Origin of the sequence: Psychrobacter sp. T6-5, from assembly GCF_052258485.2 — a bacterium.
Classification (GTDB): Bacteria; Pseudomonadota; Gammaproteobacteria; order Pseudomonadales; family Moraxellaceae; genus Psychrobacter.
Map to the genome: position 1 here is coordinate 1945116 of NZ_JBQQEY020000001.1, position 23261 is coordinate 1968376.

Below are 23261 nucleotides of genomic sequence, written 5' to 3' on the forward strand. Positions count from 1 at the left end.
TCGTTAGGTATGATCTACTAATCAGGTACACCAAATAGCGCATCTAAAGCTTTGATAAAATCGATTGGAATATCCCAAGTCACGAGTCCATAGCGGCCGTTGTGTGGAGATTCGCTCGTTTTAATAGCCTCTTGTGATATGGTAGCAGCTGCTTGAGCGTTGGGGTCATATACCCCTCGTAGAAAGACATACTCTACCGCTCCTAAATATTTGGCTTCATTGCCTACATAATCAGCAATTCTCATTGAAAGGAATCGATGCAACGCTACTTGGTAAATTGCTGCCTGTAGCCAATATCCTGCTTTGGACATGGCTTTTTTAAGGGTGTTTTCATTGTAATCGCCTAGGCTATTTCCTAAAAAATTGCTCTTATAATCGACCACATAGTACTTGCCAGCATGCTCATATACTAAATCAATCTCACCGCGTAAATAACGATACAAGTGCGTTCTATTTTGCGGAACAAGATTGACATGTTTGTCTGTCTCATCCGGTAGATACTGTTGAAATAGCTTGCTGATATCTTCTGCTTTAAAGCGCTCTGACAAACCCATATTGAATTCTAATTCGGCAAATCGCTGATTTGCATCCAGAGCACATAAGGGTTGATTGGAGGCCAATAGCGGGGTACTCAGCACTTCTTCAACCCAAGTAATCAATGCCTCATGCTTTGTCGTGTCTATTGAGTCAGGATGAAATGAGTCATCCTCTCCTTCTCTCCTCCCCTGTGACCTACGGCTTTGATGTTCAGCACTGCTATACACCAGCGGCAACTGATAACTACTCACCGCTCTATCGATCACCCCAGACCACTGTAATTTGTTTTTGAAGTCAATTTTTTCGAATATCTCATGCAAAAATGTACCTGCATTAGCACCTTTGATAAAGGTGAAGCGAATATCCTCTTCTGACTTGAGACTTAGCTCATCGATTTTTTCCAAAGACGCATTACTATCAAGGCTGCTATTAGGATAAGGCTCAACCAACATTGAAGCGTCTGCCATATCAATGTCTATCGCATCATCAATACGCTCATCAACAACCACCATTGCTTGCATTGATTCGTCTAGCTGACGGGCCAAAGCGGTAAAGCTAGTCTTAGCCCAACCATAAAAATAGTTCGTTTTCATGACCTCAGCAAAAGAAACATACTCAATCGCTTGTGTCGTGGGTTCGATGGTAAGCTTGGTATCTGTCGACGTTACTGTTTTAGCATAATGACTATTATAAAACTCATTAATATTATGCCCTCTGAGCATTCCTATCGTGCCTTTTAGCCTATCAGGTAATTCAAATTTTGCGTCTGGAGAGTCAAACCAATAAAATACTGGCTTCAACTCAAATGCTGTCTTATTACTAGGATCTCGCAACACCACATAAAGTTGCTCGCTAGCCCTCGTAAATGCCACATAACCAAGTCGTCGCAGCTCATCAAAGCCTTCTTTCGTTTCGATATCGGTATAATAGTCCTCTACAGTAGCAGAGCCCTGCAATGGTGAGAAGCGGCGCTGATTACCTATTGACTGACCCTCTGCTGATTGCTGCACTAACGCTGAAGGCGCTTGCTGAGCATTATATAGATACAGTCCATACTCTTCTTTATTACCTGACTTCCTACTAGCATCTCCCATACCCAGTACATAGACGATGGGAAACTCAAGTCCTTTTGACTTATGAATAGTCATAAGCTGCACGCCAGACTCTGTGGGTAGCGGATACTGCTTAGCCCAATCGCTGTTGGGTGCAGCCTCTATGTGCTGTCTAAACCAAGCTAACAGCTCATGCTCACCCATACCTAGGCCATACTGTGCCAATACGTCCATCACATGGCGCAAATCCATGATATATCGATCGCCTTCTGGATGAGCGGCTAGTGCTTGCCAAACACCTTGTGACTGTATGGGACTTTTATCTAGTAAGTAATGTAGCGCCGATAAGATACCAAAATGCTGCCAGCGCTGTGCGCCTTCCTTTAGATAAGTAATAAAATCCTGATAGCTCTTTTTATGTTCTATATTTTGAACATCGCTACTATTTGGATTGATAGTATTAAGTCTGTCGTCACTATCAACCACACCTGATTCATGATCCGTCATCATGGCTTTAATATCTTTGATACTCAGTCCATATAGATGGCTGGTTAAGACCCGATTGATCATGTCATGACGATACGGGTATAGCATGGCACTAAGTAGCGCTGCGATATCTTCTGCCATGATCGTTTCAAAGATGCTGACATCGCTGGTAGTTAGGGTTGGCACGCCCAGTTTGACCAGCTCGTCTTCAACCTGCTTTAAATCTTTTTTGGTACGTGCCAGCACCCCAATATCACTGGGCTGAATTGGCTGATCGTTTAATGTCTGACCACTACTGAGCAAAATAGCAATGTGACGAGCGGTGATTTCATACTCATCATAATCAAGCTCTGCCTCTTTACCATTAGGCAGGTGCAATACACTCACTGGCTGAGCAGAGAGAACGTCAGTCACCAAGCTACTATCTTTTGCGCCTGAATCTTTGAACCAAGACAATTTACTCTGCTCTTTTGCGGCTTTGCTGTGCTGATAATAAATACCACTGCCCAGCTGCGCCAGCTTGTTTTCAGCAGTTGTTGCTGTAGGTATACCAAACCAGCAGTTGAGTGCATTAATCAAGCTAAGGGTGGAGCGCCGGTTAGTATTGAGCGTCCAAATGGTACTTTTGTCAAACTGTGCTTTCATATAATTATAGTTGGTCACGTCACCACCACGAAACCCATAGATCGCCTGCTTTGGGTCACCAACCAGTAGCAAAAACTCATGGTTGGACTTTTTGGTGGTGGATTGCTTGTCATTATCTGACTGTTTGCGTTTACTCTTTGGCAAATAGATGCTTTCAATCATAATGGCCTGCTCGCCATTAATATCTTGCGACTCATCAATTAATGCAATTGGGTAATGGTGACGAATATAACGCGCCAGCTTATCTCCTTGCCGACCCGTTAGTGCTTGGTTTAAGCGCACCATTTGCAGACTAAAGGTCGTGTCCCCTCGCTCCTCTAATATGATGGGCAGTCTGTTACGTACGGCAAGCACGATATGGCGATTAAGGTTGGCTAGAACCAATAAAATATGCTGATTTAACCTTTCGATCATATCTAAGAGCGCCATTAACTTACTAATGGTCTCTAACTCAAAAAGGGTCTGGTGCTCTTTTTCTCTATCTTTATTGAAGTTTTTAATTTTGCCATCTTCATTTGGATATCTGGCGTCTTGTAAAGCGGTCAGAATCTTATTGTCACGCTCATTCAAATGGCTGTTAAATGCTAGCTGATATTGCGCTATCTTTTGATGGACATCAACAAGTGCATCGAACTGTTTAAATAGATTGGAACGCCCATTAAATCCTTGAGATTTCCTGTAATCAGGATTTAGATAGGGCTGAATATCTGCCAAATCTAACTGGGCAAACTCATGAATCAGCTTTTCATACGCATCAAAATCAAAACCTTGATCTAGTTTTATCTCATCAATCGGCGCAGAAATAAAATTCAGCGAGCGAGAAACGAATTTTTTATGATCACCTACTGCTGTCAGCTTACCTTGCTGATCCATAAGCGCATACAGTTTGGGCTGCTCGTGATATAAACGGCTTTGAAACTGACGCAGCTCATCATGAATAATACTGTCGGTAACCTGCTCGATACTACTGTCTTCGATAATCGCCATGCCTTGCTGATGACCGGTTTCACTACTGTACTCTTTCAGCCACTTTTGCGCCAAGCTATCGAGCGTCCCGACAAACAGTTTATCTAACGTGGTTAATACTAATGCGGTACGCCGGATCGCCTCCGCCATAGGATAGCTATACACATGATCTAATAGATAACCGACTAAATGTAGGTTAATGGGATCGTCCATGATGGCGTTTAAGCGTGCATGTTTGGCTTGCTCTTTCAACCAATCTTCACGCGCTTTTTTTACCTGTGCGCGCTTTTTCCTAGCCATCTGCTTATCATGTTCAATATCTTGATTGAACTCATCAACGTCTGTCTGAGCAATTGGTTCGATACTTGAGTCATTGCTTTCTAGTTTATCCTTATTGTTATCGTCACTGTCAGGCAGTACCTGCAATAGGTTGGGATATAAGTTATTTTTATTATTGGTATCTGCACTCAGGTTATTGACCCACTGTAATAGCTGATAGAACTCTACCAGACGGTCGTGGAGGCGCTGACGCATTTCGGCGGCGGCGGCTCGAGTAAAGGTTGTGGCAATGATTTGCTCTGGCGCACGCCGTGCTTCAATCAGGAGACGCAGCACAATGCCTGTCAGCGTCCAAGTCTTGCCCGTACCCGCTGAGGCTTCGATAAGATGACGACCCGTTAAAGCAACAGCAACCGCTGGCGGCACTTCTTCCTTTGCCTTGGGCTTAGCTATACCATCTGAGTGCTCATCAAATAAATTTGGTTGTGTAGAAATTTCAATATTATTGGCTGTGTCAGTAAAATCTGTCATATGGACGTATACTTTTAATTATTATCTATTAGATCAAAAGGATAAAAGCGTTATTAAGGACTAGCTATCCAATCCTTTTAGTGCCGTAAAAATCGGCTCATACAGTGGTTGCGCCAAGGTGGTCAACGCCGCTGATAAGGCTCTAAAGGCATCTTGATCACGCAATACGTATTGCCAAATAGCATGCTGCGAGCAAGTATCATATACCATGTCTGAGTTATAATTAGGTCTTAGCCAGTCTGAGAAGTCTGCTCGTTTTGGCCAATAATTGCTATTTTCATTATCATCTGCTTGCGATTTTAAGCACTTAGCCAGATAATTGAGCGCATACTCAGGCAGTAATGTGATGGGTGTTTGACCCGATAGATTGCCAAAAATCGCCCACTTTATCAGTTCTATCACTGCATCTTCATAGACGATTGGGCTTAGTTTAAATGCGATGAAATTTTTGTAGGCATCTACTTTTGAGCTGGATTTATTAAAGCGCCAAATACTCACGCCATCATTTGCTGCCACTTGCTCAGCCGTAGTGCGTCTGGCTACTTGCCAGTATAAATGCGACAACCAAAACTTAAGGAGGTGTTTTGGACTGGCAGAATTAGGCAGTATATTTAACCACTGCTTGGGTGATTGCTCGGCATAGGTCATACCTGCCTGAATATGAGCGTTTTTATCATAGTTATCTGATGATACTGATATTGGTGATAGCCTTGACGTTAACAGCGGCACTAAACCTTTTATCTTAATAGAGGTAGGCAGGATTTTAAGCCATGCCTCTGTGTCTATTTGACTGTTTGCGTCGCTATTTACACGATTAAGTACAGCTGCCAGCTCTATCTGAACGGGGTGCTCTGCAGTGGGTGTCAGTAACTGCAAATCTGCCATACCCTCTGTTCTACCTGCATTAGGTACAGCGCGCTCACCAAAACCATTAGCGATCAACTGTTCTTCAAATTCTAGACACTGCTGCTGTAATTGTTGTTGTTGATTGGGTAATGTGGTTTGGCGCGCTACCCCTGCTGGTATGATCTTTTGATACATCAACGTTGAACTATCTTGCTGAGTCGTATTGTTAGTACGCTTATCGGCGGCCAGCCCTTTAATCAAATGATCTTTAATCTGATAAGTTGTCAGGTGATCCAAAAATAATGGCTCTTGATGCGCCATCGCTTCCTCACCTTGTACCACATGCACCTTTTGAGACCGTAAAAACGCTTTAGCAGGATGGCGCACTTGATACACCAGCATACCTTCGACATCTATCTCCCCAATGTTGAATACAGCGTCACGCATCGCTTGATTTATATCACTGACATCATTAGCAGCAGCAGAAGTATCCAGTCCTAGCATATTGGCTAATGTAGACACGATTTGATGATCTATGTTCCCCAATCTACCTAAGCTATGACCCAGCATTTGAGCAATGGCTTCGTACTGTGTTTTTGTGGGCAAACCAATCAGTTGTGGATGCCTGCTAGAGCTTCTTTTCTGTAGTGTCTCAAACACAGCTTGCCACAGCGGCGCCGGAGGGAATTGTTTTTTCTGAGCCAGTTTTGTTTTGCGCATGGCTTTATTTAGCAATCTATCTAGCTCATCGGCTGCAGTAGTATCAGGGTTACTATCCCTAACATCATCAGACGTATTGCTTCGATCAGCATTGACATTGGACATATTAGTCTTTTGCTCAGAAGCCCCTTCAATATTTGCTTCAAACAAGCTCTTGTGAAAAGGTAGTGCTGGATGCTCAGTGACCAGCCACTGCTTAATAAGCTTTGGTAAATAACGCTTAAGACTCTCTGTCGTTGGATCAATACTTTCAGGCAAAGTATCAAGCGAGTTGACCTGCCACTGCACCTCACCTTGTAAGAACTGTAATAATTCACTTACTGGGTTAGCTGGTAGGTGTTCATGGGTGTCGGTCAGGTTTTGACCATTGTAGAATATCCAACACGCACTACGCGCACATAATAATGCATCCAAAAATGCCCCGTTATCATCATCCTCACTGACTCTATCACCGCGCCGTGAATTGGTCGCTTTCATCAAATCATACCGGTTGTCACGGTCGCGCCCTGGGAACTCAGAGAGATCCATATTGAGCATGACCACCAACTCAAATGGCACGTTCCGTAGCGCACCAAACCGACCAAAAGTGATCACGCCCGTCGGTTCCGCACTGACTTGCTGGCTTTCAAGCTCAGCTTCGATACTGTCTAGCATAAAGCTCAGCTTTAGCGGCAATTGCTCGACGCCTGCCAGCTTTTGCTCCACCTCTACCCTATTAGTATCACCACTGGAGTATTGTCTATAGTGACGATTGGCACGTAAGCTTGATTTAAAACCATTCATGGCATTATAGATAGCGCGCATCGTGCGCGTTTGATCAACATCGCCAAAGTATCGATGAATCACTTGGCTCTCAATCTGATCCAGCCAATCTTCCGCTTTCATTTTTTGTGTGTGGTCATCACGCCTTGCCACCAAACCAGCATAGATACGGCAAAGCGCTTCTACAATCATGGCATCGTTTAGACTTACTTGCGCGAGCGGTATGCTCATCTCAGGCACAGCCGTACTTGGCCATTCCTCCTGAGCTAAGGGATACAGACAATCGCTCAGACTCGCCTCTGGCATGATTAACCCTAAAGTCAATCTGTCTAATGCTTGTGCAAAGCTAAAACGATAGTCATAGTCATTGACGTCTAGTGTCTGCTTTAGATGCAGCTCATCAAACCCGCGGATAAATCCAGCTTCCACCAACAAATCACAACCACGGCTCATTTGCTCATGGGTCAACCCAAAACTCTCAAATAAGGGCGGCAGCATTAACCAGTCTAAAACCTCAGCCGCTTCAAAACGGGCGCTATGACTGCCAAGCAGCTTATAAAACCCGATAATCGCTTCCCATAACTGGCGAATATCAGCATCGACAACACCTGTCACCTTAGCAGGCAAGGTCAGACCATCTTGTCCCCTGCCATTGACGAAAATAGAGCCAATTAGCGCATGATGACGCTCAACATCAGGTAGCAATACCACAATATCGGATATATGGCGTTTTTTCTCACCAGCTTTGATGGGTTCATTTAGCCAGCGTCCAATCATAATGCGCAGTACTTCAAGCTGGCGCTGTAAATTATGACAAGAATGAATACTTAGGCTATTATCTTGAGAAGAGATAGCCCAAAAACGGTCTTTTTCGAAGCGCTTATTCTCTAGCACCTCATCGTCATACCATGACGTTTCTTGCTCAAAATCCAATGCTATTTGGTTGCTGACGGCCTCTGAGACTTTCGCGGCTGTCGCTTGTTGTGTTGATTGCTCATCAAGCATCAACACATCGTTTTGCAAACGGCGCAATAAACTTGGGCCGTTTTCTGCTGTTTGCAAACTAGCATCCTCATCACTATTACCGGTGCTGCCATCGATGACGCTACCAGTTTCGTCATCAAATCTATCACTAAAGTTATCCTGCCACTCCACCAGCGCCTCTTGGTATTGCTCATTACCTGACAAATTGGCCAGCATAGCAAAAGTATCACGAGACTGTTTGCCTAAACGCGACAGCAAACTGTGCCCATAATCACGCAAAAATACGCTTTCAGGATTAATGATCTGCTGGCGCTGTAACCACGCCTTATCGACAATATCTGCCCAAAACAGTTTTGAAGGATTGTAGTGTAGTAACGTGATGTTCATATATTTCGATAGGCGCTGCAAAAAGTCGAGCTCAGTCTGTGGCAATTGCTGGATTGTAAAAATACGCAGCACCGTGGGTAGCTTGGCTCGCTCATTTGCCTTATTATTTTCTAGCGCTGACCAAAAGGTACTTTCAATTGTCACGCGGTGCTGATGTACATCAGCAAATAATTGCGACCACAAAAAGCGCTGTGCAATCTCTAGCTCTACATAATGCGCTACCAACCACTCAGGCGTACCGCGTGCATACTGGTCAAAACGTAGGGACAACGCATCTTTATCTGCGATTAGCTTATCTACATCAAGCAGCTTGTTGTCCGACCATAGCGCTAGCCAATCCTCACGGTGAGTCAAATAACGGTTAAACACCCTTGCCAAATCGCTTGCCAGCTGCCAAATGCGGGCATCTTGTTGCGCTTTATCTTGCTTAACCCCTTCTTGTGGCTCGTCAATCAAAGATGCTAACAACGGGTGCACAGGATGCGTGTCATCATTGACAATCGACGATTGATAGTAAGTTAGGTATCCGAATAGTCGCCACTGCATCACCGTTGGCGACAGCACGGCAACTTCGGGCACGTTTAAGGTTGCTGCGTCAGGATTAACCTCTAATAAATAGGCATTATGGCGAGTTAACACATCCTGCATGAGTGTCCACTGATACTGACCCCAAAATTTGGTACGTACCAATGTACTGATGCCAGCACGGCTAGCAATGGTTTTATCCAACCAATCGCCCAATACCATTGACGGTACAATAACAATAAAAGGCTCAAAAATATTCTGGCTCTTTGATTGATATTGCACCAGTAGCTGGTCAACGAGATTTTCGGTACGATGTGACTGAATGATAGTAAACATAGACAATAATCTGATTGGAATAAGCGTAAGCGCTGAGGGCTACTGTTGGTTACAGCTAACCTGTCAATCACTACGCTTGTAATAAAAGTGCCACAGAAAGTAGCAATGAAGCCCGAATTGATACTCATCAATACATCTTTGGCAGTCGTCACTATAATGCATTTCTGCTAGCATTATATGATGTACAATACGCTTTTGTAAGCCACGTATATGCTCTGTCAGTGTGCCACTGATGTTCGATGTTTACCAGTATAGATATCAGCATTATACTATCTTGCGACATCTAATGTCGCTTTGTAGCACTGCTCATAGTTATGATAATAAAATATACATTGCCGCTCTTTTAAGTTATTTTCTATACCTTATTTAGACCTAACCCTCATTATCACGAGATGATTTAACATTATGCCTTTGCGTCCCATTGATGCCATTTTTGTTCATCCTAAACAACGTTTATACGTTGTTTACTATCGTGGTGAGCTATGGCAATTACCGCGTATGAAAATCGATGATAGATCATGGCAAAACAGACGTCCTTATACTGACGACAGTGGTTCGCTTTACCTCAGCATTCACCAAGCCATTAGCGATCCTGTGTTGGCACAGAAACTACGCACATTAGATCTGCCTGTTGCAGTACGTGGTAGCACCTTATCTCGTTTTGAAGCATGGTGGGAGGCACATGGGTTTAAATGGCTAAAAGACAAGCTTATGATCGGTCAGTCGCCATTGGCGGCACATCAAGCAACAGCTTATACAAAGGCGATTGATAGCCAGCCTGCCTCGCTTAGTAATAACCGTACTGAGAATAAAACCCCTGCGTCTACGCCTTCTTTTGTGAATACGGATGTGTTTGCAGAGATGTTGACAGAGCTAACCAATGAAGTACTTGATCAAAATCTTTGACTCAAGCCATATATCACCTATAGTGTGTTGTGTAAATTTTGAACTGAATCCATTAATAAAAGAGCGGTAATATATGAAAGACTACAAGCTGCTACTGGCTGGGCTAATTTTATTGCTGCTAGCAATTTTTATCGCTCTGATTACGTGGTTGTGGACCCACAATCGTAAAAATATAGATCCGCTACCTATCATGGCAAGTGAGAATGAGTCTGTAACTGCTAAAGGCGATGAGACTGCCAAAACTGTGCCTGATAGTGTCCTGTATGTCCGTGCAGCAGAGAATCTGCAAGTGCCGTTGGACGATATTATTGTCAGTTTTGAATCTCGTTATCCTCATATTCAAGTATTGGCAAACTATGTGCCGCCAAACACACTTTTGACCTTATCAAACAATAATATCGTTGCTAACAACGACAGCGACGCCGCTTTTAATACAGACGTCATTATCGCAAATGATAGGCTATCGGCAGATCGTCTCGCGCCGTTACAAGCAGAGCTGACAGCGTCTCAACACCAAGATAACCAGAGTAAGGAAAACACCAATACAGTTATTACAGAGGATGAAACCGATAGCGGAAATACTGATAGTGAGCAGGCAACTACCGAGAACGATAATAAAGAGGCACGTACACTAACCTCTTTTAATTATGCCTTGAAAGATAAGCAGGAGCTCGAAGGCGTTGTTTTGACAGACCGTACTGTTGCCGTTAGTTTTCGCAATTTCTTACTCTCTAGTACGGGCCAAGGTATTTTAGAAAAATACGATTATTATAATATTAATGGTTATGAGAATAGCGTGAACGACTTGTTTCAACCAACATCACGGGCAAAAAAAGCATCAGGTGATAATCCAGTAGATGTCGCTGATGCTCTTAGCAATGGAGATAAATGACAAATTATCCCTATTTGTCTTTTGTTGATTGCTTTTATGGCGGCTTTTTCCTACAATGTCACTCCATAATGCGCCTATAGCTCAACAGGATAGAGCAGTTGCCTCCTAAGCGATCGATCCGAGTTCGAGTCTTGGTGGGCGCACCAATTATGGTATTTTTAGCTTATTTTAAAGCCCCACAACCTTTTGGTTATGGGGCTTTTTTATTTATTATCGCATCATAACATTACATAACTTACGATGTATTTTCATGCAGCATATCGTCAAAACACAAAATATCCGGTATCGCTTATTAGCCCAATCAACTTATGCTTTTAAGATGTCCAAACTTATTGAAAGCATGAGAATAATTCTCCATCTCCAAAATACAAAAAAAGCCTTTCAAGCTATTAAGTATAAAGCTTGAAAGGCTTTTTCGATCGCATATTTTCATCTGGGTAAAAGGGTTAATATTGGGGTTTGCCTAAAGCCGCTCTTAATCTATCTTCAACATCGATTTCGCTACAGCTTCGGCCACTTTAATACCATCAATCCCTGCTGATAATATACCGCCTGCATAGCCTGCGCCTTCGCCTGCAGGGAATAAGCCTTTGGTATTAATGCTTTGAAAATCTTTATTGCGTTTAATACTTATCGGTGACGATGTTCTGGTTTCTACGCCAGTGAGTAAACCGTCGTCAGATGAAAATCCTTGGATTTTTTTATTAAACGCTGGAATGGCTTCACGTATGGCATCCACGGCAAAATCTGGTAATGCTTTGCTTAAGTCGGTTAAGGTAATGCCCGGTGTGTAGGAGGGTTTTACATCGCCTAATTCTGAATTTGGTTTACCTTTTAAGAAATCGCCAATGGTTTGTGCTGGTGCATTGTAGTCTTTGCCGCCTAATTCAAACGCTAAAGTCTCTAGTTGTCTTTGTAAGTCGATACCAGCAAGAGGGTGATTTGGGTAATCTCGCTCTGGGTCGATACCTACAACAATAGCGCTGTTGGCGTTGCGCTCGTTCCTTGAATATTGGCTCATGCCGTTAGTGACTACACGGCCCTCTTCTGATGCGGCGGCAACAACGGTTCCGCCTGGACACATGCAGAAGCTATAAACAGAACGACCGTTTTTGCAGTGATGAACCAATTTGTAATCCGCAGCGCCAAGTATTTCGTTTCCAGCATTGTCGCCAAAGCGTGCTTTATCTATGGTTGACTGCTTGTGTTCAATCCTAAAGCCAATTGAGAAAGGTTTTGCTTCAACATACACGCCTTTATCATGGATCATTTCAAAAGTGTCTCGGGCGCTATGACCAATAGCAAGAACAACATGGTTGGTTTTTAAGGTTTCACCACTATTAAGTGTCACGCCAGTTACTTTTGAGTCAGTTATATGCAAGTCGTCTACGCGAGTAGCAAAACGGATTTCACCGCCAAGCTTTATGATCTGGGCACGCATTTTTTCTACCATACTGACTAATTTAAAAGTACCTATGTGCGGTTTACTAACAAACAAAATCTCCTCTGGTGCGCCTGCTTTTACAAATTCTGTCATTACTTTACGGCCATAATGATTTGGATCTTTTACTTGGCTATATAATTTACCGTCGGAGAACGTACCCGCGCCGCCTTCACCAAATTGTACGTTTGATTCTGTGTTTAATTTACGCTGACGCCAAAAGCCAAAGGTGTCTTTGGTGCGTTGTCTTACTTCATTACCACGTTCGATGATAATAGGTTTAAAACCCATTTGAGCAAGGGTGAGTCCTGCTAATAAACCACAAGGTCCAAAACCAATAACCACAGGGCGCTCAGTTAATTCCTCTGGCGCTTTACCTACATATTTGTAGCTGGTATCTGGTGTTGGTTTAACATGGTTGTCTGACTCAAATTGAACCAGTAAATCATTGGCTAAATCCGAATCGGTCAGTATGATGTCTAGCGTATAAATTAATTGGATATTTCTTTTATTACGAGCATCATAACCACGTTTAAACATCACAAATGATGCCATTTGCTCAGCAGAGATTTTAAGTTTTGTCGTTATAGCAGTCGTTAGCTCTTCAGGTGCATGATTTAATGGCAATTTAATTTCAGTTAAACGTATCATTGGTTACTCATAAACTCGTGTAGAAAACAGTCTCGCATTTTACTGGTACTGATACAAATAAGCGAATAAATATTTTAATTAAGCAACCTAATGGTAAAAGTCAGATTACATCTTTTTTGGCAATCTATAGCTTAAACCCTTTTGAGTGCTCGTTTCACTGTGAGCACAGCTCTTGTCTTACGGCGCTGCAGAGCAGTCCTTTGCTGATCGCTCCTTATTATCATCAAGCTCGATATATCCAATGATATCGTTAATCACTATAGACCTTGTTTTATAGTCTTGGTGATACATAAACTCATTTTTTAATGTAGGCCAGAAGCTTTCTATGTTTGGGTTATCAAATGAGCAAAGAAGAGTAACTGTCTGGGAGACAATTATCAAAGTTCGAGACGGAGGACTATGCCCGTAGTGGTTACCCTTACCGCTCATTGAACCTTTAAAATGATACTGTTTGGTGATAATCATACTTTTATCAGATGCAACAGTCTTAGTTTTGGGGGGATTATCGATGGATTAAAAAGGAATTTTCCATAATAGTATTTATAAGAGTGATAACTTTCATGATTCCCTTAATTATTAAGTGAAGGAGCCAAAAACATAACCCCTCCACATAGCCTCAATTCAGTCCATTACTCCTAAAATAAGATGACATAGTGGATGAATCGCTTGTTTTTACAAGATCTGACAAGCCTCATCAAAGTCCAATCTTGGCAGACGGCTGTATAACTGATCCTCTTGACCATAACCTATATTGATGAGTAGGTTTGAGGAACAATTACTGTCTTTAAGAAAAGTTTTATCTATTAATTCATTATTAAATCCAGACATAGGGCCGGTGTCTAAACCCAAGGCTCTACAAACCAAAATTAGATAGGCTGCTTGCATAGAACTGTTTCTAAACGCCGTTTCTTTTATCAGTTCAGGACTAGAGTTAAACCACGATCTGGCATCCGTATGTGGGAATAATTTGGGAAGCTGATCATAAAACTCATTATCATAAGCGACAATCACTGTGACAGGTGCCGTCATTGTTTTTTCGATATTACCTGATGACAATGCTGGCTCTAAGCGTGCTTTAGCGTCATCAGATTTGAGAAATACAAACCGCGCCGGTGAACAGTTAGCCGAAGTAGGCGCCATTTTAACCAAGTGATAGATCTCTTCAAGTAGTACATCTGGCACGTCTTTTTTTTGCCAAGCGTTAAAGGATCTGGCCTTACCAAACAGCTGATCAAGACCTTCTGAGGATAACGATAGGGAGTCAGTCATAACATTTCCTTATTGATATTAAATTTTGGATAAGAATTGAAGGATTTTGCTATTGGTTGAGCAGGTCTCTGTGATTGTACTGGCATGTCCACCCGTCACCATTAACTCAAACTGGGCGTTTTGCATACTATCGGCTAGCGCCAGACCGCGTTGCCATGGCACCAAAACATCATCAAGATTGCTTAAAACTAAAGTTTCGTTTTTGATATGCTTAGCATTCATCAGGGGTTGGTAAGACTGTAAGGCTTTTAATCTCGTTAAGACGTTCTTAACGGGAGCAAAATTAGCAATAGCTTTATCCTCTTTTTGCGTGAGTGCTTCTATGTTGTTTGATATCCATATAGGCGGGTATAAAAATATCGCTTGGGCGCGTACAAATGCTTCTATACCTGTATCTTGTAGCAAACTGGTTCGCATGCTAAAACATTTAATCGTGTGAGGATCGAGGCTTTCCCAACCATTTAAGATGACCAGTTTATCTAACAGTTCTGGTGCTTTATAAGCGACTTCCATACCAATGAATCCGCCCAGTGCGTGACCGACGAAATGACAATTAGATAGTCCTTCTCGTTTTAAAATTTCAATTAATTGTTCTGCTAAATCTTGCATAGAATAGTCATCGGGTAAGAGGTCACTATCAGGTGATACGCCCTCTTGTTCATAGCAAATCACATTGTAATGCTCGGTAAAATACTCAATTTGAGGTAACCAAAAATCAGCATGCCCGCCTAAACCTGAACTAAATACGATCGTTTCTGACGTGTCGTTCTTACAAGGATATTTTTTAACTAACATAGGGTTTCATCCAATTTTAGTAAAATTCAAATTGCGGTAAAAGTATCTAATAACTTATAAAATCAAGTTGAGTTCAATCAACTAAATCAATTCAACCATACGCTCATCGCTTTCATCATAGTCATACGCTACGGTTTCCTCGAAATTTTCGACTTTGCTTTCACTTTTATTTTCAACGGTATCTTGAGACTTAATATATTTAATTAACGCGTCTATGGTGCCAACCTTTAGATTGTGAGTATCGGCGAATTTCATCAGATCGTCTCTACGAGCCATTTCACCATCTTGGTTGATAATTTCTACGATAACCGCGGCAGGCTCTAAGCCAGCCAGTCTTGTTAAATCGCAACCTGCCTCAGTATGCCCAGCGCGTTCTAGAACACCACCCTCTTTAGCCATTAATGGGAAAATATGGCCTGGGGTTACGACGTCATCAAAGGTAACGTCTTTGGACACGGCAGTTCTGATGGTCTGAGCTCTGTCTGCCGTTGATATTCCGGTACTTACGCCTTTTGCTGCATCAATGGAAACAGTGAAATTCGTACTATAAGGTGCTTGGTTGTCTTTGCACATGAGGGGTAGTTTTAATTTTTTGCAACGCTCGGAGGTCAAGGTCAAACAAACCAAACCTTTGGCATGTGTAATCATAAAATTGATATCATCAGGTTTGGCTAAAGTGGCTGCCATAATCAGGTCACCTTCATTTTCCCGATCCTCATCATCCATGATTATGACCATCTTGCCAGCTTTAATATCTTCAATGATTTCTGGTATTGTATTGATATTCATAAAATCCACCATTTGTACTTATATTTGCTTTTGTATGTTGTTATGTAGAGCCTATTGTCAATTAATCACACGCTCTACATAACGTCCTACGTTTGATACGGCCGTATACCTACTTCATAGAGATTGTGGTATTTACGCCTTCACTAGCATCTTCATCAAACCAGCGTGATATCACTGTTTTGGTCTGCGTATAAAACTGCACCGCTTGCTTACCGTAAGGACCTAAGTCACCGAGCTTACTGGCTCTAGACCCTGTAAACGAAAACATCGGTAGCGGTACTGGAATTGGTAAATTAATACCGACTTGTCCAACATCGATATCTTGTTGGAACTTATGTGCATGGGCGCCAGACTGGGTAAAAATTGCAGTGCCATTACCATTTGGATTGGTATTGATAATCTTAATGGCTTCCTCAAGCGTGTCGGCATACATAATGCATAGGACAGGGCCAAAAATTTCTTCGGTATAGCAGCTCATATCAGTGGTTACATTGTCCAAGATGGTTGGGCCAACAAAGTTGCCATCTTCATAACCTGCTACCTGACAACCACGGCCATCTAGTCTTAGATGCGCCCCTTCATCAATTCCCGCTTGGATTAAGCGCTCGACACGGGCTTTGGCTTGCTTAGATATTAGCGGACCTAAATCTTTGTCATCCTTGCCAGCAGACACTACTAGCTGTGCTGATTTTTCTACAATTTCATCAACCCACTGTTTAGACTCTCCAACCAATACGACGACAGACAGTGCCATGCATCGCTGCCCTGCTGCGCCAAATGCTGCGCCTGCTAACTGATTTAAGCTTTGCTCTTTATTGGCGTCAGGCATGATAACGGCATGGTTTTTTGCACCCATCATACATTGCACACGTTTGCCAGCCTGACTGGCTCGATCATAGACATGCTTACCCACTGCGGTTGAACCTACAAAAGATATCGCTTTTATGTCAGGGTGATCGCATAGTGCATCCACTGTATCTTTACCACCATGAACCACATTCAATACCCCTTTTGGTATACCCGCCTCAAGCGCCAACTCGACCAATCTCATGGTAACGATTGGGTTTTGTTCAGAGGGTTTTAAGATAAACGTGTTGCCTGTAGCGATGGCCATTGGAAACATCCATAGCGGTATCATGGCAGGAAAGTTAAAGGGAGTAATACCCGCACAGACACCTATTGGCTGCTGCACGGTATACATATCCACACTACTAGCGACGTTTTCAATGTAGCCCCCTTGTTGCAAGTTACCGATACCTGATGCGTGTTCTACGACCTCAAGACCTCTAAACACATCACCTCTAGCGTCTGCCAGCGTTTTACCTTGTTCTTCAGTCAATAGCACTGCCAGCTCATCCATATGCTCACGTATCAGTTGTTGATACTTTAGGAAAACGCGGGCTCGTTTGCTGATGGGTGTGACACGCCAACTCTGAAAGGCCTCAGATGCCGTTTTGATGGCTTGATCAATTTCCTCAGGTGTTGACTGTGGTACCTTAGCGATAACTTCTTGCGTGGCTGGATTGGTGATATCAATCCATTCCGTGGTCGTTGATTCGGTAAATTCGCCATTGATCAATTGTTGTACGCTGCGTGGTTCTGTATTCATGACACGATTCCTTAAGGTAAGATCAAATAGGGTTTTAAATTTATGGATTGAGTTTTAAGAGTGGCTCTGATGTAGCGATTTCTCTCTCAGTGGTCACGCTCACCTCTTTTTGTTTGTTTTTAAAATTGAAAGCGAGGTTCATAAGAATGGCTAAAAAAGTAGCGGTACCGATGCCGCCCAAATCAAAACCTGCAATGTTTAGTGAATAGTTGCCAGTACCTAGGATGACTGGAACGGCGGCTACCAACATATTGCCATTCTTACTAAAATCAATTTTTGCATTCATCCAAATGCGCGCACCAGCAATCGTGATTAAACCAAAGACAACGATTGAAGCACCGGTCAAAATAGGCACAGGAATGGTACTGACTAAGGTTCCAAACTTAGGGGATAAACCCAATAAGATTGCAAAAACACCTGCTATGACAAAGACGACGGTAGAGTAAATTTTGGTCGCTGCCATCACGCCGATATTTTCTGCATAGGTCGTCATACCAGTGCCGCCTACCGAAGCCGAAAGCGTGGTGCAAAGGCCGTCAGCGAAGAATGCTCTACCCATATAAGGTGAGATACTTTTGCCAGTCATGGCTTCTACTGCTTTGAAATGCCCAAGGTTTTCAGCGATTAAGATGATAAAGACAGGTGCAATGACTAATATGGCACTGGTCTCAAAGACAGGAGAATAAAGGGTTGGAATACCAAACCAAGCAGCATTCGCAATTGGACTAAAATCAATAGGCTTACCCATGCCTAAGACATTGGTTAATAGGAAATAAATAAAATATGCAGCGACTAGACCTATTAACAATAACAAGCGTCTGACCATACCTTTAGTAAATACGGCGACTGAACAAATACATAACACGGTGACCAACGCCATCCAAGAGTCAAAGCTACTGCCGATAACGCTTTGTATGGTGACAGGCGCTAAGTTCAACCCAATAATCATGACGATGGACCCAGTGACCACAGGTGGCATCAGGTTCTCAATCCACCCTGCACCTGTTTTCATTACCAGCAGACCCATCAGTGCATATAAGACCCCGCAGACCAGTGTGCCCCCAAGTGCAATACCAATATTTGGATTGATACCCGTGCCGCTATATCCTGTCACTGCTGCGACCGCTCCGATAAATGCAAAGCTAGAACCCAAATAACTGGGTACGTGACCGCCCGTGATAAGAAAGAAAAGTATCGTGCCTATACCAGTGATAAGCATTGTTAAGCTAGGATCGAATCCCATCAATAACGGGGCTAAGATTGTCGCACCGAACATGGCGAATGAGTGCTGTGCGCCTAACACCACGCTTTTACCCATTGGTAAGTATTCATTGATACCTACCGGTGTCTTTTCTAGGTTCCCAGTGTAGGGACGCCATTTCACAAACCATTTATCCATTTTGAATATCCTTAAAAAGTAGAGGGGTGACACTTAGTACACTTAATTCGTGCACTTACTCAATTGATGGTAGCCTCGATTGAAATAGATGAGACTTTCACAATCAGGCTTGTGTTTGATATCCAATACTTCACAAATAAGAATATCGTGGGTTCCTACCGAGCTGATGAGCTTGATTTTGCAATCAAAAGAGATACTGGCATCTTCTAATACAGGCGATCCGGTTGACAACGTGGACCAATTGCCTTGCTCAAATCTTTCTTCTAATGCCTTTTTGCCGCCGAAGACACCGCTTAAATCTTGATGCTCAAGACCAAGTGTGTTGACACATAGCACCATATTTTCTTTAAAAAATTTGTATACAGACGCGCTTCTGTTTAAACATACTAATAGGGTTGGCGGTTCGTCAGTGACACTGCACACCGCTGAGGCGGTAAACCCTGCCCGCCCTGCCGGACCCTCAGTGGTAATAATGTTCACGGCAGCCGCCAGCTTGCTCATCGCATCTCTAAAAGACTGCTGCATGTCGGTTAAGTTTCCTGCCGTAGAGGTGAATGATTCTTTAGACTTATGTTTCATTAATGAGGATTGCGTTGCTTGGCTTTCTTTAATTACTGTATTCATCTGTCACTTCCTTTTAAACAATATTCCGCCACATGTGTAGTCAACTAAAGCGCCCTACTACAGTCCAATGCAATGCTAGAGGGTTCGATGTCAGGTAACTTTAAATTCACTAACTGCAGTTATTTTTAAGCAGGTTTTTATCCAATGTGCGCTATGGACGCGATTTCGACGAGGGCGTCTGGTTTTACCAATCCACATTGGATACAAAATCTCGCTGGCTTTTCATTGGGAAAAAATTCTGCATAGACTTGGTTAACCGCATCATAATCTGCCCAGTCTTTTACAAAGATTGAATTAAACGTCACATCATCCATATCGCCGCCAGCGGTTTGAATAACGTTTTGAATCGTTGTTAATACATGGCGAGTTTGCGCGGCGGCATCACCCACATGTACGACATCATTATTTTCATCAAAGGGCAAAGTGCCTGAGACATAAACGATATTATCGGCCTTAGTCGCTGGGACATAGGGAGCTAACGGTTTGCTTGTACCTTCAGGTATGATCACTTGTTTAGACATATCTACATTCCTATTGCGGTTAGATTAAGTATGAAAATCGTGGTTTAGGTTGCTAAAAACTGGCTAAGTAAAACGTTAGCTATTCGAAAAACACTGCTGCATGCTGGCAACGTTAGACACCCAACCAAAAAAGGTTTTTACGTTATAGAGGGTGGCGTCATGAGCCTCTACTGGCCCTGCCTGATAACAAGCGTCATCTAATAACACCCCAAAATACTCAAGGAAAAATCCATCTCGAAGCGTCGATTCAACACAGACGTTGGTCGCGATACCTGTGAACAATAGATTGCGTATGCCTCGTGACCGCAATACGCTATCGAAATTGGTATTCGCGAAGCCGCTATATCGAGGTTTGTCTATGACGATGTCTTGCGGCGCAGGGCTAAGCTCGTCGACCAACTCATAATCCCAGCCCCCTTTTGCTAATAAAGTCCCCTCAAGTTTAGGGTTTTTACGCATGGTTTTTAAGGCGTTTGATTTGTGATAATTGGGCGATCCGCTACCACCAGCCTCCACATATTTGTTATCCCAGCCATTTCTAAAATAGATGACTTGTATGCCAGATTGATGCGCAATATCCACGGCTTGCTTGATTTTATCGATGACGGGTTTGGTTGACGTCACATCAAACCCAGCCAAATCCAGATAACCACCTTGGCTGGCATACGCGTTTTGCATATCCACGACAATCAATGCGGTTTGCGATGGATCTAACTTGATAGGTTCAGGCAAAGACTCTAAAACGGGAGAGGATTGTTTGGTAAAGTCTGCACAAATGGTATTAACCGAATTCATATCTGCTCCTTTTATTAGGCTTCGCTGACAGCTTGGCTGGCCACTGGTGTATCAACATTGATGCGGCTCTTCATCAGAGGCTGAATTCTGCTACCAAAATCCTCAACACCTTGCACGAAATCATCAAAGGTCAATAAGACACCATCCGTACCTTGTACTTCAGCGATTTCGTCTAACATGCTGGCGACGTTTTCAAAAGAGCCGACCAGCGTACCCATATTGATATTCACTGGCGAAACGCTTGAGGCCATATGACGAATATTGGTATCTTTGCCTGAGGTTTTGTCCTTACCACCTTGTGACTGCAACCAATCAATGGCTTCAAAATCCGCACCATCATTGTATGATTGCCATTTTGCTTGCGCTTTTTCATCGGTCTCATCTGCGATGATCATAAAGAGCACATAGGTGGGAACATTACGGCCCGTCTGATCTGTATGTACTTTTAAGCGGTCATTAATACCAGCGTAGGCAGTTGGCGTGTTCAGACCTTTACCAAAGACAAAGTTGTAATCAGCATATTTCGCAGAGAACGCCAAACCTGTATCTGATTGACCCGCACAGATAATTTTCATATCCGCTTTTGGAATAGGCTTCACCTGACAATCATTCATCTGAAAGAACTCACCCTTCAAATCAGATTGGCCTGTTGCCCACAGATCCCTTAGGATTTGTACATATTCAGATAAATACTCATAGCGCTTGCCAAAATAATCGTCGCCTGGCCACATGCCCATCTGTCCGTACTCTGCTTCTTGCCAGCCAGTCACGACATTCAATCCAAAGCGTCCGTTCGAGATACTATCAAGCGTCGACGCCATTCTGGCTACGATTGCGGGCGGCATCACTAACGTTGCTGATGTGGCATAGATTTTTATTTTGGACGTGACTGCTGCGAGTCCTGCCATCAAAGTAAAGCTCTCAAGGTTATAATCCCAAAACTCAGTCTCACCGCCAAAACCGCGCAGCTTGATCATTGAGAGCGCAAAATCAAAACCGTAATGCTCAGCACGTTGCACAATTTGCTTGTTGAGCTCAAATGTCGGTTTGTACTGAGGCGCGTTTTTTGAGATTAACCAACCATTGTTACCAATCGGACAAAAAATTCCTATTTCCATGAGGTCACCTATAGATTTTGAGAAGAGAAGAAGAAAGCTATAAAAGAAATGAAAATTCTTTTACTTTTTTATCAAAGCAAAACCCATGCCATATTTTTTTATTCATATTTATCAATAACTTATATAATTTTTACCCTAATTTTTTTAGACCATATGGTTTAAAAAAATGCATAACAATAGTGCGGACTGTTATAAAACGGTGCGGTTTGTTATAAAATAGTGCAGAAACACTTGAAAAATGAATTTTGGTGGTAATCTGGACACGGTGAGTTAGATTAGTAGCAAAAAGGACGTTGGTGAGGGCTATCGCTGCGATTAGTGATCCATAGACTAATAAGGTGTTGATCGCTGCTGAGCGAGCGATATTGGTCAATAAATGGCGCTTGTAATGATTGCTTTGGCCATTTTTTAAATTGAATCAACCATCATCTAAAATTAGGTTTACACGACTTTATAATGAAGGACATGACAGTGAAAGACAGCATGCTCAAAGAAGAGGCAGAAACGAGTTCGAAAGTACTAAAGAAAAAAGCACATATCATCAATGCGGCATTGATCGTCTTTTCACAAGAAGGACTAAATGGGGCACGAATGGAGAGGATTGCGGAAGAGGCTGATATTTCTAAATCGAATATATTTTATTACTTCGACAGTAAAGAGGTTCTGTATATTGCTGCTTTGGAAGCGGTGCTGAGTGAGTGGTTGTCCCCTTTGAGCAATATTAACGTCAACCAAGATCCAAGAAATGCGCTCAAAACTTATATCGAAGAAAAATATAAGATTTCAAAGAAATCACCTGCAGCGTCGAGACTATATGCACTAGAGATTATGCAAGGAGCGCCTCACTTAATGGGGGTGCTGAAGGGGCCTTTAAGATATTTGGTGCGAGAAAAGGTAGCAGTGATCGACGGGTGGATTGCAGATAATAAGATTAAGTCAGTTTCTGCGATCCATTTAATTTTCCATATTTGGGCAGTCACTCAGCACTACTCTGACTTTTCTACGCAAACTGAAGCTATTTGTAATCATAGTTTAAGAAATAAGAAATTCGCCAATGATGCATTAAACACTAGCATTCAACTTCTTGTAGATAGTTTGATTATATAATTTGATATTGGTATCGATGTCTTGCATTTCTATACCGCCTTTGCTGACATAGTTCTTGAATCCTGTTTGTAACGCAGAGTCAGTTTTGGTAATTGCCCCACCTATGAGCGTGGTTTTACCGCCAGCGGTCAGATCAGAGCCAAATCGCCTGTGAAGATGCCTGACTGCTCGCCAACAGCTTTGTAGTCAGAGTTAAGATTGGTTTTGCCACCATTGACCGAAAGACTAGAGCCGACTCCTTTTATAGCAATATCAGCGCTAAAGCCCATGTTCTTTTGTTTGCTGTCAT

The 23261-nt window shown here is 42.7% G+C and carries 15 protein-coding genes, 1 tRNA gene and 2 pseudogenes; 4 read left to right on the forward strand and 14 right to left on the reverse strand.

What is annotated here, in order from left to right; translation table 11 throughout:
- Positions 1-17 precede the first annotated feature (17 nt).
- Both ACTXGK_RS23010 and ACTXGK_RS23015 read right to left on the reverse strand, forming a co-directional pair.
- The gene (locus ACTXGK_RS23010) at positions 18-4496 is read right to left on the reverse strand and encodes a UvrD-helicase domain-containing protein (protein WP_443516249.1); all 4479 of its coding nucleotides are present in this window, start codon (positions 4494-4496) and stop codon (positions 18-20) included.
- Between the two features lie 60 nt (positions 4497-4556).
- A complete protein-coding gene (locus ACTXGK_RS23015) occupies positions 4557-9056 on the reverse strand; it encodes an exodeoxyribonuclease V subunit gamma (RefSeq protein ID WP_443516248.1) in 4500 nt (1499 codons plus the stop codon).
- Between the two features lie 405 nt (positions 9057-9461).
- On the opposite strand from ACTXGK_RS23015, the gene ACTXGK_RS23020 reads away from it, so the two are divergent.
- The 3 genes from ACTXGK_RS23020 (at position 9462) to ACTXGK_RS23030 (ending at position 11000) form a co-directional block, all read left to right on the forward strand.
- Complete coding sequence (locus ACTXGK_RS23020) at positions 9462-9962, forward strand: hypothetical protein (RefSeq protein ID WP_443516246.1); 501 nt, start codon at positions 9462-9464, stop codon at positions 9960-9962.
- Between the two features lie 73 nt (positions 9963-10035).
- A complete protein-coding gene (locus tag ACTXGK_RS23025; RefSeq protein WP_443516244.1) occupies positions 10036-10854 on the forward strand; it encodes a hypothetical protein in 819 nt (272 codons plus the stop codon).
- Positions 10855-10924: 70 nt separating this feature from the next.
- Positions 10925-11000 (forward strand) — tRNA-Arg (locus tag ACTXGK_RS23030).
- Positions 11001-11329: 329 nt separating this feature from the next.
- On the opposite strand, the gene ACTXGK_RS23035 is transcribed toward ACTXGK_RS23030, so the two are convergent.
- The 11 genes and pseudogenes from ACTXGK_RS23035 to rutA all read right to left on the reverse strand — a co-directional run bounded on the left by ACTXGK_RS23035 (position 11330) and on the right by rutA (position 21865).
- Positions 11330-12946 carry an NAD(P)/FAD-dependent oxidoreductase gene (locus tag ACTXGK_RS23035; RefSeq protein WP_443516242.1) on the reverse strand — a complete coding sequence of 539 codons (1617 nt, stop codon included), beginning with the start codon at positions 12944-12946 and terminating at the stop codon, positions 11330-11332.
- Between the two features lie 177 nt (positions 12947-13123).
- A pseudogene (locus tag ACTXGK_RS23040) lies at positions 13124-13405 on the reverse strand (hypothetical protein); the annotation flags it as partial.
- Positions 13406-13618: 213 nt separating this feature from the next.
- Positions 13619-14215: a malonic semialdehyde reductase gene (locus ACTXGK_RS23045; RefSeq protein ID WP_443516240.1), complete on the reverse strand. Its 597-nt coding sequence runs from the start codon at positions 14213-14215 to the stop codon at positions 13619-13621.
- An 18-nt stretch (positions 14216-14233) separates the two neighbouring features.
- Positions 14234-15010 carry a pyrimidine utilization protein D gene (gene rutD / locus ACTXGK_RS23050; RefSeq protein ID WP_443516238.1) on the reverse strand — a complete coding sequence of 259 codons (777 nt, stop codon included), beginning with the start codon at positions 15008-15010 and terminating at the stop codon, positions 14234-14236.
- Positions 15011-15157: 147 nt separating this feature from the next.
- Positions 15158-15799, reverse strand: a pseudogene (gene ribB, locus ACTXGK_RS23055) (3,4-dihydroxy-2-butanone-4-phosphate synthase); the annotation flags it as partial.
- Positions 15800-15908: 109 nt separating this feature from the next.
- A complete protein-coding gene (locus tag ACTXGK_RS23060; protein ID WP_443516237.1) occupies positions 15909-17408 on the reverse strand; it encodes a CoA-acylating methylmalonate-semialdehyde dehydrogenase in 1500 nt (499 codons plus the stop codon).
- A 40-nt stretch (positions 17409-17448) separates the two neighbouring features.
- Positions 17449-18807 carry a solute carrier family 23 protein gene (locus tag ACTXGK_RS23065; protein ID WP_443516235.1) on the reverse strand — a complete coding sequence of 453 codons (1359 nt, stop codon included), beginning with the start codon at positions 18805-18807 and terminating at the stop codon, positions 17449-17451.
- 42 nt (positions 18808-18849) lie between these two features.
- Complete coding sequence (gene rutF / locus ACTXGK_RS23070; protein ID WP_443516234.1) at positions 18850-19431, reverse strand: NADH-dependent FMN reductase RutF; 582 nt, start codon at positions 19429-19431, stop codon at positions 18850-18852.
- 137 nt (positions 19432-19568) lie between these two features.
- Complete coding sequence (gene rutC, locus ACTXGK_RS23075) at positions 19569-19952, reverse strand: pyrimidine utilization protein C (protein WP_057761062.1); 384 nt, start codon at positions 19950-19952, stop codon at positions 19569-19571.
- Between the two features lie 75 nt (positions 19953-20027).
- Positions 20028-20747: a pyrimidine utilization protein B gene (gene rutB / locus ACTXGK_RS23080; RefSeq protein WP_443516232.1), complete on the reverse strand. Its 720-nt coding sequence runs from the start codon at positions 20745-20747 to the stop codon at positions 20028-20030.
- A gap of 14 nt (positions 20748-20761) precedes the next feature.
- Positions 20762-21865 (reverse strand): pyrimidine utilization protein A, encoded by a 1104-nt coding sequence (gene rutA, locus ACTXGK_RS23085; RefSeq protein ID WP_443516230.1) that lies wholly within the window; start codon positions 21863-21865, stop codon positions 20762-20764.
- Positions 21866-22336: 471 nt separating this feature from the next.
- Here rutA and ACTXGK_RS23090 point away from each other — a divergent pair, with 471 nt between their 5' ends.
- On the forward strand, positions 22337-22972 hold the full coding sequence (locus tag ACTXGK_RS23090; RefSeq protein ID WP_443516228.1) for a TetR family transcriptional regulator C-terminal domain-containing protein: 636 nt from the start codon (positions 22337-22339) through the stop codon (positions 22970-22972).
- Positions 22973-23100: 128 nt separating this feature from the next.
- On the opposite strand, the gene ACTXGK_RS23095 is transcribed toward ACTXGK_RS23090, so the two are convergent.
- Entirely contained in the window at positions 23101-23241 is a 141-nt protein-coding gene (locus ACTXGK_RS23095; protein ID WP_443516226.1) for a hypothetical protein, read from the reverse strand.
- Between the last annotated feature and the right edge of the window lie 20 nt (positions 23242-23261).